Origin of the sequence: Echinicola vietnamensis DSM 17526, assembly GCF_000325705.1 — a bacterium.
In the GTDB taxonomy this organism is placed as follows: Bacteria; Bacteroidota; Bacteroidia; order Cytophagales; family Cyclobacteriaceae; genus Echinicola; species Echinicola vietnamensis.
This window is the reverse complement of the sequence record NC_019904.1, coordinates 2,545,423-2,562,442: the sequence shown is the minus strand read 5'-3', so window position 1 is coordinate 2,562,442 and position 17,020 is coordinate 2,545,423. Positions and strand designations below refer to the sequence as shown.

Annotated in this window: 5 protein-coding genes; all 5 read right to left on the bottom strand. The window is 47.7% G+C overall.

The window, feature by feature from the left end; translation table 11 throughout:
• Nucleotides 1–10 precede the first annotated feature (10 nt).
• Nucleotides 11–2,344: an Ig-like domain-containing protein gene (locus tag ECHVI_RS10530; protein WP_015265962.1), complete on the bottom strand. Its 2,334-nt coding sequence runs from the start codon at nt 2,342–2,344 to the stop codon at nt 11–13.
• Between the two features lie 41 nt (nt 2,345–2,385).
• On the bottom strand, nt 2,386–4,365 hold the full coding sequence (locus ECHVI_RS24240; RefSeq protein ID WP_052331422.1) for an OmpA family protein: 1,980 nt from the start codon (nt 4,363–4,365) through the stop codon (nt 2,386–2,388).
• Nucleotides 4,366–4,374: 9 nt separating this feature from the next.
• Nucleotides 4,375–5,343 carry a PorP/SprF family type IX secretion system membrane protein gene (locus ECHVI_RS10520; protein WP_015265960.1) on the bottom strand — a complete coding sequence of 323 codons (969 nt, stop codon included), beginning with the start codon at nt 5,341–5,343 and terminating at the stop codon, nt 4,375–4,377.
• A gap of 7 nt (nt 5,344–5,350) precedes the next feature.
• Entirely contained in the window at nt 5,351–14,893 is a 9,543-nt protein-coding gene (locus ECHVI_RS10515; RefSeq protein WP_015265959.1) for a T9SS C-terminal target domain-containing protein, read from the bottom strand.
• 484 nt (nt 14,894–15,377) lie between these two features.
• Nucleotides 15,378–16,796: a group II intron reverse transcriptase/maturase gene (gene ltrA, locus ECHVI_RS10510; RefSeq protein WP_245553375.1), complete on the bottom strand. Its 1,419-nt coding sequence runs from the start codon at nt 16,794–16,796 to the stop codon at nt 15,378–15,380.
• Between the last annotated feature and the right edge of the window lie 224 nt (nt 16,797–17,020).

The following is a 17,020-nucleotide window of genomic DNA, read 5'->3' as shown; positions in this document are numbered from 1 at the left end:
TTATCCCTATTTACCAAATCACCTTTATCCGCTGGACATGTCCTTGGGTATAAAAGGTGTAGATGTACACACCGGGATGCAGCGGCTTGGCCTGGTCGAGCTTTACAGCCTCGCCTGAAAGCAATTGGTCAAGGCTAAAACGATCCACCAACCCACCGTGCTGATCGTATACCTGAACAGTTGTTTGGCCTAAATCTTTTGTGGTTTGATTTCGGAGTACAGGGATGCCGACAACTGGATTTGGGTATACGTCAAACACTTCATCAACTTGACGCTCCAAGTCCAGGCGAATGACCTTGCTATAGGCTTTGCTCCCATCCATTTTTTCGGCTTTGATCCTGTAATAATTGGCACCTAAATACGGGGACTCGTCCACAAAAGAAAACGCACCGCCATACATGACGTCAGGAGACAGCTCCATTTCTCCGATATCGTACCATTTCAAGCTTTCATTGGCTCGCTGGATGCTTAACCGCCATAACGGCTGAGGTGTAAAAAATTCCCACTCCAACCGGTTTTCCTTATTCTGGGCCATCCCATCAAACCTCTTCCAGCTGACCGGCAGAATCACATAAACTTGGTCCACGGCCTGAATGGCTTTGCATCCTGTGACTCCATTTTGCAAAGCCAAGTAAACCTCTTCAATCTCATCCTCAGGCATCAATCCTTCAATTTCCAAGGCTCCATCCGGCCGCAAACGATAGGTTACGGTATGATCGCCTTTATCCACTTCCACCTCATCGGCGATCACCGGGGCTCCAGTTGGTGACAATGACCAGCTAAACTGTGGATCTTCAATGCCTGTACCGGCTTCCAGTACAGGTTCGAGTATCACTGCTTCGCCAACGCCATATTCCGCCTGACTGGGAAGTCCTCCATAGTCCTCCACTTGGGGGACAGCCAGCGCCTCCACCCCTACGGCCACTCGTGCGGATTCTATTTCTTCGCCATTGCAATGGTCAATGCTGGACACATAATAGGTCTGATCCTCTGTCACTTCAGCAATATCCAAGCTTTCCGTGGCGCCAATAGAAGTTCCTCCTACTGGCGTGTCATACCACCGGAGCGCCGCTCCTCCATAGTGCTGAGGGGATACACTGAGTGACTGCCCTTCACATACGGAATACTGATTTCCCGTGGCCCCGCCAAATTCAGGCATTCCTACTGTTCGCGCCACTTCATGGACGTTTAAGGCTTCTCCTACATCCACACCCACCACAGCACCCACCGTGATTTCAAACCGATCGAATGACACGTCTGGTGAAACAGGAAAGGTGACAGGTGTCCCATCCCCCAGCAGTCCCAAAATATCCAGATCAATCAATCCCAAAAGTTCATCCGAAAGTGCGCCCAAATCCTGCTCAAACACCAAATCATCACCGTCATAGGCCTGAAAGGACACACTGTTAAGCACATCCACATTCAGCAAAGATGGATCACCGCTTAAGGTTACCATGACTTCATCGGTAGGAGAAGAGCCCTGAGTAAAGTGGAATTGGGAAGAATAGCTCCCTACCAAATTGATTAACCCCGGCCCAATGGATGCTGAAGTAGAAAGATCATCATCCATCGCATATTCAGGATGTTCGACAATCCCTCCCCCTAAATCGAGGACATCCAGGTTTATACCATCCCCGCTGTAGGATACAAATTCGGGAGAATAATTACATTGCTCTTCGAAATAAAAAGCATGGTAAACATCTAAATGAAAAGTGGTCAACACTGCAAGCAATCCATCTACAATATTTTTAACTTCTATGCTTTTATAGGCGTGATCTGGAATAATTCTTAAGTAATAATCACCATCCTTACCTTGGAGCAATCTCAAATTATTTGCATCAAAACCTCCTCTAGAATCGCCACTAAATACTGTCGTGCCAACTTCGTCATATGCCCGCACTTCAATGACCTGGTTTCCCAACACCCCGCCTAAAACAGCTATCAAAGCATCTCCCAGCGTTCCACCTAAAAGTGCTTCCAATAAATCTGGATCGCCACCGATCCGGATATATGAAGGAGTATTGGCAGGAACTGCTTCTGTATACCCCAATTCCAAATAGCTATTATATCCTCCTACTAGACCAAGGACTTCACCTCGTGCCTTAAGCCTGGCATAAAGACCATTATCAGCGGTAGCATTTGTAGGATCTAAAACCCTTATAATTGGAGGAATAACACCGAAATTAGGACTATATGAAATCACATCTGATGTGTACACTTTTTGCGCAGTTACCGCTTTGGGAATTAAAAAAAATAGGCATAAAAAGGCCAAAACCGTCCAATAGACGGTCTTGACACTTAAAAAATTAACGTGAAGGGTATTATTGACTACTACCGAACGCATCCCTCCTAGTTGAAAGTTGTATGTAGAAAAAACGTCTCTTCTTAATAATCCACGATCGTGAATTCGGTACGACGGTTTTGCTGATGTTGCTCATCAGTACATTCCACCCCATCGTCACATGCATTCAGCAACCTGGATTCACCATAGCCACGGGCTTCTATCCTTACCCTGGAAACCCCTCTGGAGATGATATAATCCACAGCCGATTGGGCACGTTTCTCAGAAAGGGTTTGATTATAGGAATCCGAACCGCGACTGTCCGTATGGGAATTCAACTCAATCTTCATCGTAGGATTATCCTCGAGTATTTTCACCAGCTTATCAAGCTCCAGTGCTGCATCGGGGCGGATTTCCCATTTGTCAAAATCGTAATAAATATTCTCCAGCTCAATGGTCTTACCGATCTCGATTTTGTCAAGAAAGAGGTCTCGGACAATGGTGCTATCCGCAAACAACCTGATACCCTTAGTGCTCAACCCTTTAATCTCTGCGGTAATATAATCGGTTTTTTTCCCCTCGATATCGTAAACAGTTTCCTCATTTAGCTGAAAGTCATACTCCCCTTTTTCATCCGTAACATAGGTAAATTCTGTCCCCGTACTTTTATCTGCCAACACCACCACGGCATTGGGAAGTGGTTCGAAAGTCTCTTTATCCTTGACCGTTCCTTTCAGAAAAATTTTGGAATTAATGTCCAGTACAAATGCATACACATCATCCCAACCTTCACCACCTTGGCGGTCAGAAGAGATCACCCCTCTGTCTGGAATATCAGGATTGATGAAATAAGCAAAATCATCCCGAGTGGAATTGATGGGAGCGCCTTGATTTTCTGGCTTTTGCCAGTTGTTCCCTTTGGGTTCACTCCTAAAAATATCCAACCCTCCAAGGCCTTGTCTACCATCCGATGAAAAATATAACCACCCTTTTTTGTCTACAAATGGCGTACGTTCATCTCCGAAAGTATTTATTTCATCACCAAGGTTAATCGGTTCGGACCATTTACCCTCTCCCATGTACTTGCTGTAGTATAGATCTGCTTTCCCATATCCCCCCGGCTTATCGGATGAAAAATATAGCCGCTCTTCCTTCTCGTCCCAAAAAGGATCACTGACGGCATATTCGTAAGGGTTGTTAAAAGGCACTCCGGTAAACGCTCCCCATGCCGTGTCTGTTTTGATGTTATAAAACACTTGCGGGTAGAGCGTATAGTTTTTCTTGCTTACATTCTCGCCCCTCTTCTTATCTCCAGGCTTCCCGGATTTCACCCAAAACTTCATATTTTCGGCTTCATAAATAGGGCCACTGTGGTGATCACTCTTATAATCCTCCAATTTCAGAACCGTATCTACTTCATACTGGTCCCAATCACCTGTCGCCTCGTATACTTTTAGGTAACCGTTTCCGGTCCAGCCATAAATATCACTTCTGAGGGCATTGTATTCATCCACTTTCATTTTACCGGGGTCTTTATCCATCCGGTCACTGGCAAAAACCAAGGTGCTATCCTTTACATAGGCTCCAAAATCAGCAAAAGGAGAATTGACCTCTCGAAGGTTCGTAATCCGTACATCCTTGGATGCATTGAGCAGGATTTTGGCTTCTTTCACGGTTTCGAGCAGGTTGTTAATCTCTTCTTGGCTCACTTCCGTAGCATCAGCGCGATTATACTTGATCAATTGCATTCTTGCTTCGTCAAACTTGGAATTGGCAATCAAGGTCTTTGCAAAATCAAGCCTGTCTTGGTTGGACAACTGATCTTCCCGATCCAGTCTGGCATACCAAGATTCTGCCAGGTCAAACTCCCGCATCTCAAAGTAGGACTTTGCCAATCCTCTGGCCACTTCCGGTAGTTCTGTCCTTTCCCAAGCTATCTTATAATGGTTTACGGCTACGGCATAATTAAGCATTTCATACTGCTGGTTGCCTTTGATCAAATCCCTGTTCTTCAAACTGGAACATGAAAAAGCCCCTGCCAATAGCACTATCGAAAGCATGTAGTAGGTAGTTCTTTTCATCATATATCTGCATTAAAAATATCTTGGGGAAACTAATTTCACGCGTTTTGGCGGAAACAAATAGCCTACGGAGAAGTCGTGTGTAGAAAATGCCTTGGTGCTGAATCCGGAAACATTATGGTCATAAGCATAACCTATCCGCAGCCGGTCGTTTACATAAAACTCGACCAAGCCCACCACGGACACAGGCCTTTTGGTCTCTCCTTGAAATTCCTCGCCCTGAAGGTTGACAGAAGTCCGGTAGGAAGCTCCCACCCATAGTTTTTCTCCCAACAATACAAAGGCGTTCAAATCCAATCGTGAAGGGCCGTTAAAATCTTCCACATAGAGGACAGAAGGCTTGATGGCCACGTTATAGGATACATCAATGATGGTTCCTGCGGTCAGGTACATGTTAGAGGAAGGCTGCACCAATACTGCTCCATTGTCAAAATTAAAACTGGAGGAAAACAAATTATCGGCTGAAAGGCCCGCATAGAATTTAGGGTTATAATAAAACAGCCCCGCCCTCAAGTCAGGGTAAAGCACCCGCTCATTACCACTGGAAACCGATGGATCTGAGGGATCCATCGGATTTAGCCTAGAACCATCCAAGCTGGTGTTTACCAGTCCGGCACCAAGCCCAAAACTCAAATAACCTTCGTTGGAGACCCGCAAGTGGTAGGCAGTATTGGCATATCCTCCGGTGGTTTTTTGTGCACCCAACCGGTCTACCATGATATGTCCACCCACCCCGATATTGGTGTCCGTAATCAGTCCATCACCCGAAATGGCAAACGTCTCTGGGCTGCCAGGAACACTGGTCCATTGCTTTCTGTAATAGCTTTGCAAGTAAATCTGTTGCTTGTACCCAGCATACGCCGGGTTCAAGAACAAAGGGTTAAACATATATTGACTGAAAACGGGAGCCTGCTGGGCCTTTGCGTCCATGCAAGTAAAAATGATCCCCGCTACGATCAAGATGTATTTCAAACTTTTCATCGATTCTCTATCTTAAAATGGTTACGTATCCTGTAAACTCGGTTTCTCTACCTGTATCTCCATCCCGAATGATCACCCTGTAGTAGTAGGTACCCTCATTCAGCGAACCTCCATCCCAATCGTTTTTATAATTGGAAGTCTTAAACACTTCACCTCCCCAACGATTGACGACTATGATTTCATTCTCAGGATAAAGTGCTGCCAATCCTTCGATTTCCCAAGTATCGTTGATGCCATCACCATTCGGGCTGAACACATTAGGGATGGTAATCTCTAATTGATCGTGCGAGATGGTAGCGGTATTATCCTCTTCCAGCATGTCCACTTGATCAGCCGTTTCTACAGCTGCCGAATTGGTCACCAATCCACGCGTTTGTGCTTGAACACGAAGGATGATCTCTACCACTGCATTTCCAGGAATTTCTGGAATCATGAAAGTCAATTCACCAGAAGATGCATCATACTCTTCTGTGATGGTAGGACTGGCATTGGAACCGAGATACCTCACTTGTGATGGCAGATAATCAGTTAAAGTGACATTTAACGCTGGTGTAGCCGTCTTATTGGTTACTATAAGGGTATAGGTAAATTCCTCCCCTAGCTCGATCACCGGTGCGGATACTGTTATGTCCATAGCCAAATCCACATCATCGCTAAGGATTGGCGTCGGATCAGATTCATCTTCATCCGGATCGGAATTGTCACTGTCTGCGGTCACGCTGTTAACCACCCCTGGGCTCTCCATCAAGGCCATCACACCAAGGGTTAACTCCAAGGTTTGTCCGGCCCCGATCTCAGCGATCTCCCATGTCACAGTGTTACCAGAAACGGCTCCACCATTAGAAGCTTCCAACACTTGAAGCGCATCAGGCACATTATCGATCACCACTACATTTTGGGCAGGCACGATTCCCGAATTGGTAATCGCAATGGTATAATTAAACATCTGCCCCACCACTGCAGTGGTCAATTCGGCTGTTTTAGTCACCTCCAAGTGGGCACAATCTGCTACCATAACCGCCAATCGATCCACGCTTTCACAGCCGGTGTTGGCATCTATTTGAGCGGCATAATACGTCATGCCTTCAATGATGGCTTCATTACCATCCAGCCTATTTCCACCTGTGGCCGCATCGTACCACACCACATTGGTTTCATTGACTTGAAGGTCTGCAATGGTACCACCACCGGTTCCACAGAAGGTTTGGGTAGGGGCATTGGTGGTCGGAGCAGGAACCGAATTGACGGTTACCGTCACAGCTAACGCATCACCGGGGTTGTTTTCACAAACACCATCTCCCTGTACCGTTACATAATAAGTTGTGGTAGCAGTAGGTGTTACTTCCATAGATGAAAGTGCAGTGGTAAGCCCCGCATCAGCATACCAAGTAAATACTGAATTGGCTACATCACTATTGGCCGTCAGGGTAAAGCTATCTCCCGGGCATATCGCACCGCCACTGGCATCAATATCATTGGCGGTGGCATTTCTATTCACCATGATCGTCACGGCCTTGGCTGTTCCAGGCTTATTCTCACAGACCCCATCTCCACTCACGGTCACGTAATAGGTGGTGGTCGTGGAAGGGCTCACCTGATCACTGGTGATTTCAGTAGTCAAGGTTTCATCGGTATACCACCTGAATGTGGCGTTTCCAATGCTACTTGTGGCTTCGAGCATATAGCTATCTCCTTCACAAATCGTAGCTCCCACAGCTTGTATATCAGAAGCCGTTCCGTTTCTATTAACGGTTACCGTCACCGCTTTGGCCTCCCCTGAAGCATTTTCACACACATCATCGCCCGTTACGGTCACATAATAGGTGGTGGTGCTGGCTGGCGAAACTTCCAGTTCAGTAATCGGATTGGTCAGGGCAGCGTCGGTATACCAGGTGAAAGAAGCGTTGCTGATAGCGCTAGAAGCGGATAGCATAAAGCGCTCTCCAGCACAGATCGTGGCCCCATCGGCTTCAATATCATCCGCAGAAGCACCTCTACTGACCATGACCGTTACGGCTTTCCCTTGTCCTGATTTATTGGCACATACGCCGTCCCCACTGACCGCTACATAATAGGTGGTCGTCACCTCGGGACTTACCGTGGCATCGGTCAGCTGATTGGTAAGGGCTGCATCGGTGTACCAAGTGAATACGGGGTTGTTGACCGTCGTACTGGAAGCATTCAAGGTGAAGGTGCCCCCTTCGCAGATCGTGCCGCCATCAGCTTGAACATCGGATGCTGTAGCATTTCTGTTTACGGTAACCGTTACTGCCACGGCATCTCCTGCTTTATTGGCGCATACCCCATCTCCACTAACGGTCACATAGTATGTTTTGGTAGCAGCTGGGGCTACTTCAGGATTAGCCACTTCAGTGGTCAAAGCAGCATCGGTATACCACGTAAAGACAGGGTTCGCTACCGTACTGCTGGTGGCCGTAAGGGTGAACGTGTCTCCTGCGCAAATGGTCCCTCCTGTAGCCGTTATATCCGCTTGAGTAGCATTTCGGTTTACGGTAATGGTGACAGCCTGAGCATCTCCAGAATTATTTTCACAAACCCCATTTCCCCTAACGGTCACATAATAGGTCGTCGTCGAGGCTGGTGTAACGGTTGTGGTACCAAGCGGTGTAGTCAAATCCTCATCACTGTACCAAGTAAAGATTGGATCATCCACTGTAGTACTGGAAGCACTTAAAGTGAAGCTATCTCCAGCACAAATAGTGGCTCCCCCCGCATCAATATCTTCGGCAGTAGCATTTCGGTTTACGGTTACGGTTAATGCTTTGGCAGTTCCAGGCTTATTTTCACATACACCATCACCTCTGACGGTTACATAGTAGGTTGTCGTCGTGGCTGGAGTGACTGTCGATGCATCAACTGGCATCGTCAACTCCTCATCACTGTACCAGGTAAACACTGGATTACCCACCGTGGTGGTAGCCTGAAGCGTAAACTGCTCTCCTTCACAAATGGTCCCGCCATCCGCTTCAATATCATCAGCTGTTGCATTTCGATTTACCGTCACGGTAAGTGTCGCAGCTTCACTTGGCTTACTTGCACAAACACCCTCTCCGGAAATCGCCACATAATAAGTCGTCGTCGCTGTCGGTGTTACGGTAGTACTGGATAACGGTATCGTCAGGGCAGCATCGGCATACCAAGAGAACACTGGATCGACCACTGTCAAACTACTGGCTGACAAGGCAAAGGAATCTCCAGCACAAATGGTCGCATTGTTCGTTTCGATATCTGCCCGAACCGCGTTTCTATTAACGGTAACCGTAACTGCCTTGGCATCTCCTGGAGGATTCTCACATACGCCATCTCCGCTCACGGTTACATAGTACATTCTAGTGCTGGACGGAGAAACGGTCAAGTCTGTCATTTCTTGGGTCAGGGCGGCATCAGTATACCATGTGAATACAGGGTTTGCCACGGTACTGGAACTTGCTGTCAAAGCATAGCTGTCTCCGGCACAAATGGTGGTTCCCGGAGCCGTTATGTCCGAAGCAGTCCCTACTTCATTCACGGTCACACTAATCCGGGTTCTTTCCGCCCCTTCACAGCCGGTGGTTCCACTTACCCCTACCCAGTAGGTGACATCCGCTGACACATTTTCCAAGGTGATGATATTATTGTCGATGGTAATGTTATCCGTCATTACATTCCCCCCGGTCTCTGCATCATATAGCGTATAAGTCATCCCTCCGGAGAAATTAATGACTTCAAAAACCACATCGCTACCGGCCCCACATAGAACCATATCCATCTGGTTCAGCTCAGGCTTATCCAAGGTATTCGTGGTTTTTACGCTCACGCCTTTCGGTTCGACATTTTCGCAGACATTCCTTCCACTTACGGTCACATAAAACATTTCGCTGCTGTTTTCAGCCATCCCGTCGATGACCAAAGCTCCCGCATTATTGATGGAATAGGTGATGCTGCCGTTGGTATCCCCATCATTGATCGGCATGGTCATGGCTTCATCCAGATACCAGGTGAACACAGGGGCTTCAATCCCGGTAGATGGAGCCAAGGTTACGGCCGTGCCCACACATTGGGTGATCTCATCTGCCAACCCAATATCCGCATCAGTAGCATTTCTATTAATCCTCACAGGCACTTCTCGCAAACTGCCTGGCATGTTTTCACAACCATTATCGCCCAAAACACTTACATAAAATGCATAAGGGCTGTTGGTGGCGTTGAGTCCGGTAATGGTGAGGACACCATTGGCGTCTATGGCATAACTGACATCACCATTTACATCACCATCGTTAATTGGCATGGAACGGTCAGCATCCAAGTACCAACTGAATGTCCCTGAAGTGGTCACCAAGGTGCTGCCTGTCGCCACCGTAGGTGTTAACACCACGGGTGCATTCGCACAAATGGGGTTTTCGTTTCCTGACACTGAAATATCAGCGGCGGTAGGCCCAGGGTTTACCATGACATCGACCGGAATCCGATTAGGATCTTCACAGGTTCCTTTTACAATGGCCAAATAATAGGTTCTGGTACCAGGTGTGGTCAAGACATCTGTCGTATACGTATTTCCCTCGGCGAGTAATGTGCCGCCAGTGGCAGCATCATACCATCTCAAGGCAGTCCCTTCGCCTGGTGTAGCGGACAAGGTGGCTGCATCTCCTGCACAAACTTCCACATCCTCGCTAATTCCGGTAGGTGCAGCATAATTGATCTGTGCCTGATAAACTCTCCAGCCGCTATTAAGCACGCCGGCAAGCGGCATATAACTGATGCGCACACGGTCAAAATTACCACCTGCGACAAAAATGATCTCCGCTTTATCGTCTTGGCCTTCCAGTAGACGTAAATCAATGGTACTGCCATCCACTACTCCGCCATCACTATTGGATGTGGCCCCGTTATATGTTTCAAATTGTAACCCACTTAGCAAATCCAGGTCAATCAAGGATCCGCCACTGCCAATGGTCACGGTAATCGTATCACCGGCCGCTCCATTGGATGGGAATATAAGTTCTTGCCAAACACCACCGGAGACGGAGGCAGGCGCGATGAATCTGGCGTAGGTGTTGAGATTTCCATCCACCGCATTATTGGGGTCTTCCACCGAACAAAGGACACAAATCGGATCGGTTCCATTGGTCTGTGCATTGGCGATGGTACAATCTTCAATTGGACTCGGTGGGCCAACCGACACGGTCACCTCAGCCCTTCCAACGGAAGTACAGCCAGAAACCGTATTTCTTGCCCCGGCATAATACGTGTAAACTCCTTGGCTCAATGGGCCGGTGTTATAAGTAGCGCCGGTGGCCAATTCATTTCCTCCTCCATCATACCAAACAATCTCCACATCAGCTGGCGTGGCATCCCCTACGGATGCACTGAGCACCGTACCAAAGCCTTCCGAAATCCGCACATCTCCCGATACACCTGGCACTGCTGGTACTTCGTTCACGGTCAATGTCGCCGCTTCCGCTGTTCCAGGGATATTTTCACAGATACCGTCTCCCTGAACAGTCACATAATATGTGGTCGTGGAAGAAGGTGAAACTTCATATTCAAATCCTTCAAATAGCAAGTTGGTTAAATCAGCATCGCTGTACCATCTAAAAATAGGGTTGGTCACCGATGAACTGGATGCCGACAAGGTAGCCGTCTCTCCCTCACAAATCGTACTTCCGATAATCTCCAAGTCCGCTTCATCCGCTACTGGAAGTACGGTTGCGCTAATCTCGCTCCTTACTGATCCAACACATCCTCCAGTACCGCTAACACCTACCCAATAGGATGCATCAGCCGTCACGTTGCTTAGGGTGATGATATTGTCGGTAATTGTGACACCTGAAGTTACTTCCGACCCTCCAGTCTCGGCATCATACACGGTATAGGTAAATCCGCCGGCAGCATTGGTCACCTCGAACACCGCATCTTGACCGGTGCCGCAAAGACTCACATCTGCAGCGGCAAAAGTAGGTGCTGGCAGGTCATTGGAGACGGTCACGGTCACTTCTTTTCCTTCCACATTTTCACACACCTCATCACCGGACACGGTCACATAAACGACTTCATTGGTTCCATCTGCCATACCGGTAATGGTCAGCTCTCCATCCGCATTAATGGCGTAGGTGATACTTCCATCCGTATCACCATCAGCAATAGGAGATGTCTTGGCAGCATCATAATACCAGGTAAACACTGGGTTGGCTATACCACTGGACGGAGACAGCATTGCTGGCACTCCCACACATTGGGTGAGGTCATCTAGATTGATATCATCATCTGTGGCGTTCCTGTTGAGGGTAAAGTTCACGGGGAGTGGTGCCGCGGTGCAGAAATTGTCTGCCATCAACTCCACATAGTAAGTATGGTCCCCTGCAGCCAATCCTGAAAGTTCTACCAAAGCATTGGTCTCTCCAGAAATAAGTTCTGGGGTGCCTGCATTGTCACGATACCACTGGAAGGTAACCCCAGAGGGTGCCCCTGAAACTAAGCTAGCCTCCAATGTTACCGGGCCTGAAGGAGGACAGAAAGCTCCTGCATCAATCCCATTCACCAAAATATTTTCAAGCAAGTCTCCAGAGGATGCTTTCACCCGGATTTCTATTGGCCTCCTGTCTATTCCTTCTTCACAGCCAAATCGCACTACTTTCAGGTAAACGGTCTGTACAGTTCCTGGAGCCCAGTTTGCAATTTCATCAGTGGTGATTTCGGTATCACCACTCTCATCTGTGTAGAATTTCACTTGGTCGCAAGTCGCCTCCGGCAATTCGATGATATCTCCCGGACAGATCTCAATATAATCGACTCCAGAATCCTCATCAGTCTGCTCCCGGTCTATCTCACTCAATGGAATGAGTTTAATCTCAAAAACACGGAGGTTATCAATGGCTTCTACCACTCCTCCCGTCAATATTTCTATCCTGTCAAAAGGGAGGTCATTGATAAATGTCAAAGCCTGTTCGGTTCCTCCTTCCAACAAACGAAGCTCAAGCAGACTTGAACCTACATCTAAAGGCTCACCTACTTCCTGATCTCCAAGGTACCGCTGAATGGTATACCCTTCCAGCAAGGTCAAATCCAATAATCCTGTAGATCCTCCTACTTTTATAAAAACAGAGTCCCCTGCAATCGCCGGAGCAGCAAAAGTCACATCCAGCTTGGTACTGACATTGGCTCCGACGGCATTGTTCATGACAGCATAGGTGCTTTCATCATCGTCAAATGCCAACGCTGGATCAGTCACGGAAGTCAATCCACTGGCCACGTCCAACCCACCTATAATGGACTCAAATCCAGTCAAGTAGTCCAAGGCACCGAAGGTGCAATTCTCTAAAGTAGTGCTGGTTTCGTGGTAATAAGCACCGTACACCCGTACTTGCTGCACGGCATTCACCAAGGATGCCAACGATATTTTCACTGCATTATACGGAACCGGTACGCCATTGGCATCCACCGGAATAAAGGTGTAGACAAATTCATTAATGCCGTTTACGGCCGACACGAGATTGGCATCTGCTACTTGGCGAACTCCCAACAGCTCATCCCCATTTACAGGATCTCCATCGATGGCCTGAACATATATTCCACTGGATACTCCTGCCGCACCATATTCCCTTCCCAGCTTGATCGAAACGGGTGTACCTGCCGGGATCATCGTGTTCCAACGAACCGTTTGGGAAGTTTCTCCCGTAAGCCCTAGCAGACTGGTACCTACTGTCTCCAATAGCTCGGAATAATCTTGCATATTGCTTCCTGCTGCCAATCCGGGATCGCTTACCGAACCAAGCTGTAGGCCGAGCAGGCTACTGGTGGTAAAGTCTTCGGCACTGGTGGCATATCTTCTATTGTAGACAGGAGGACACCCTTCTGGGTCGAATACGTTCACCACCACATCCACAAAATTGGTACATTCAGCTCCTGTGGCAGACACCCGATAGACGTATCTGCCGCCTTGGGTAAACTGACCCGCGACGTTTGGTGCAGTAAAAGGGGCACCATCCAAGGCTGTCCAAGTAACCGGCACATCAGAACCATCCTCGTTTACCGCTGTGGCCGGGGGAAGGAAAAATGACTCTCCAATAGCCATCGTATAAACAGCGGAGCCGTTCAATGAAATCAATGGGTTTTTATTGATATCCACGGTAGCAGGTACCCGAATGGATTCTTCTGCACAACCTGGACGTACGGTAGCGGCATAATAGGTAGACTTGCCCCCTACCTGACCGATGTTAAAAGTGGCTCCGGTATGCAGCAAATTTCCGCCAATGGGCGCATCATACCATCTTACCTGATCTCCACTGGATACGGTAGCATTTAACGTCACCTCTTCTCCTGCACACACCAACATGTTTTGCTCATCATCCACACCATCAATTACTGGACGGCCTGGTGTACGGCTCACCTCATGCACCCTCAGGCTCTCGGAAGTCCCCAGATCCAACAAGGTGCTTACTTCAATTTCAAATCGGTCAAAAGCAGCGCCCGGAGTCATGGTGAATGTCACCGTTTCTCCATCTGCCAGTAAACCTAAAAGGTCCAGTTGGGCGATGCCGAGAAGATCACTGCCCAAGTTCTCCAAATCCTGACGCCCCACCTCAGTAGTACCATTATAGGCGACCAGCTCAATATTCCCCAACAAATTGACGTCTAACACGTCAGGATCGGCACTCAATGTCACCATGACCTCATCCGTGTCTTTTCCGAGGCCATCGAAGTAAAAATGCTGTTCCAAAACACCCGCTAAACTCAACACTCCCGGGCTAAGCGAAGCATAAGTGCTTTCGTCACCATCAATGGCAAAATGCAAATTCTCTGCTGCCGAACCTCCTAAATTCAACAGGTCGAGGTTAACGCCACTCACATCAAAGGAAGTCCCTACTGGATTACCGCAGATGCTTGCAGACTCGTAATTAAAAGCATTAAAAACATCCAAGTTCACTTCATCACCCAATCCAAGCAAAGACAATGAACCATTCTCTATATATACCCTATCATACGCTCCATCAGGGGTGATTGCGATGTAAAAGTTTCCGTCCGCCCCAGTGATGACCCGGGCCCTGTCAATGTCAAACCCTTGGGTCGTACTTCTGGAATACACATCGGTGCTTCCATTCCGTGCGATAATGGTAAATTCCTGCTCTCCCAAGGCCACCAGGCTCAGCACATCACCCAACAGCTCTCCAAGGCTTCCCCCTAGCAGTAATTCAAACAGTCCGTCACTACCATCTACCCGAATATAGGTAGTGGTATTGGCCGGTAAAACAGTCGGATACTTCAGCTCCAATTCCCCATGATAGGAACCTAAGCCTGCAAGGATCCCGGGACTAGCCAATAATCGTGCAAAATTCTCATCGTCTACGGTAGCATTTTCTGGGCTTTCCACAGTTTCCTTATCATACGGAGGAAAATCAAAAAGCCCAGCCGGTACATTTGGGCTGGAATAGGTCAATTCATCGGCCAATTCCTTGGTGCCTTGTCCATATGATGGTTTGAAGGCCAGTAAAAGCAGTAGAAATAAAACCAAGACGTCCCTAAACGTTATTGGTTTGGTAAAAGTCGATGCCATAAATTAAAATCATTTAATAATTGTAAAGGTCCTATGTTTCTTTTCTCATGACTGAACGTATATTCTTCTCCTCCACCCGCACCTATAAAATGAGAAAATATAACTTTTCTCATTTTATATTTTACCATAAAGCAATACCCTTCAGTAATTAATTGGATGCTATTCACGTTATAACATTAGGCTTTAACCGCCTTTTCAAATTAAAAAACACCCAAAAGGCTGTATTTATAGCAGATTCCCTTTATTACAAGGCAGTCTACCACCACTTACTCTTACCAAAATTAGCTACAAAAAAATCAATTATTATTAAAAATATTTATATGATACATCAAGGCAATAATCTGCCATAATTCACCTATTTCTTGTCATTTTAACTTAAAATCCCAACCCTCCTATTCCTATACAAAAGCCCTAAAAACCCCTCCAAATGCACATAATCGAGTAGGAAGCAAAGATAGGGAGCTACCCTAACTTTGCTGTCCTCTCACACCACCCAGCGTACGTGGGTCGTACTGGGCGGTTTCTTTAAATGTTTAACGTAGTTTTCCTTGAGGCTGTATAGGCCTATTGTACCGAACCATTTCAGGTTCATTGCCTCATGGGCGGCAGGGGTCACTGATAACCTGTACCATCCCTTCGAACTTCCCGCAGTCGCCCAACTCCTGTTCCATGGTACGCCAAGGCGGTGTAGGAGCTTTGCCATCGTAAATGCCCGCTTACATTGCTTAAGACGAAAACACCTTATCCTGCGGTTAAGCCAACCTTCTATTGCCTTTAATCTTCCGATCATTTGGGCATTTTTGAAGTAGTTGAGCCACCCCCTCAGGATGGGATTGAGCTCCTTCACCAACTGTTCAAGGCTTATCCCCCGATTTCGTTGGGTAAGTTGCTTGAGCTTTGCTTTCAGCCGTTGCTCGCTGGTCTTGCTAAGCCCCAACCTGCCTTCGATCAGGATGCTGTGGCCAAGAAAATTCAGCTCGTATGGCCTGCTTATCTTGCTCTTTGACTTGTTCACTTTCAGCAGCATACGCTGCTCTATGAACGCTGTGAGACTCGATAACACTCGCTTTGCAGAGGGTTCACTTTTGACCATAACGATCAGGTCGTCTGCGTAGCGTACAAAGCGGTGGCCACGTACTTCCAGTTCTTTGTCCAGTTCATCCAGTATGATATTGGAAAGAAGTGGGGATAGTGGACTGCCCTGGGGCATGCCTTTTACCCCTTGGCTCACCAGTCCGTCTTTGAGCATACCTGCCCGAAGGAACTTGCCAATGAGCTTCAGCAGGGTTTTGTCTCCAATCCGTGTCCCCAACAACCACATAAGCCTGTCGTGGTTCACTGTATCGAAGAACTTCTCCAAGTCTATATCTACTATCCAGTCCCGGCCTTCTGACACTTCTTGACCGGCCTGTCTGAGGGCATCATGTGCCCCTCGGTCTGGCCTAAAGCCGTAGCTCCTGTCCGAGAACGTGGGATCGTAGTGTAAACTTAGTACCTGACTGATGGCCTGCTGTACCAGCCTGTCTTTTACCGTGGGAATCCCAAGGATTCGTACTCCCCCATTGGGTTTGGGTATCTGTACCTCACGTACGGATTCTACCCGATACTTACCCGTGATGATTTGCGATTGGAATTCATGGTAATGACTTGAAAACCACTGCCGTAACTCCTCCACACTCATCCCGTCAATTCCTGCACTGCCCTTGTTGGACACTACTTGCCGCAGGGCGGCAACAAGGTTTGAGGGGGACACTATCTTCCCCATCAATTCCTTGGTCAAGGCTCGTTCTTCCGTGCACCTTGACAACCACTCTCGCCTAACCTTGCCGCCTTGATTGCAGAATACGTCTGCTCCCTTGACTGCACGGACGCTCGACCATTCGTCCAGTCCTGCTAGACTCATCTGACCCATTATACGTTTTCCTGCTTTCATTGTGGTTGTTGCAATTTGTCCGGTAACTGCTCCTTGTTTAAAGATTTGGCCCTTCGCTCCACTCCCATTACAGGAGCTTCCTCACTACTATGGCCGCTGCTGACTTCTGATAGCCTCTCGGATATACAGACCTCCCGTGTTAAGCTAAACATCACCTACTTTATACTACTGGATTTACCTCCTTGAATTACGTT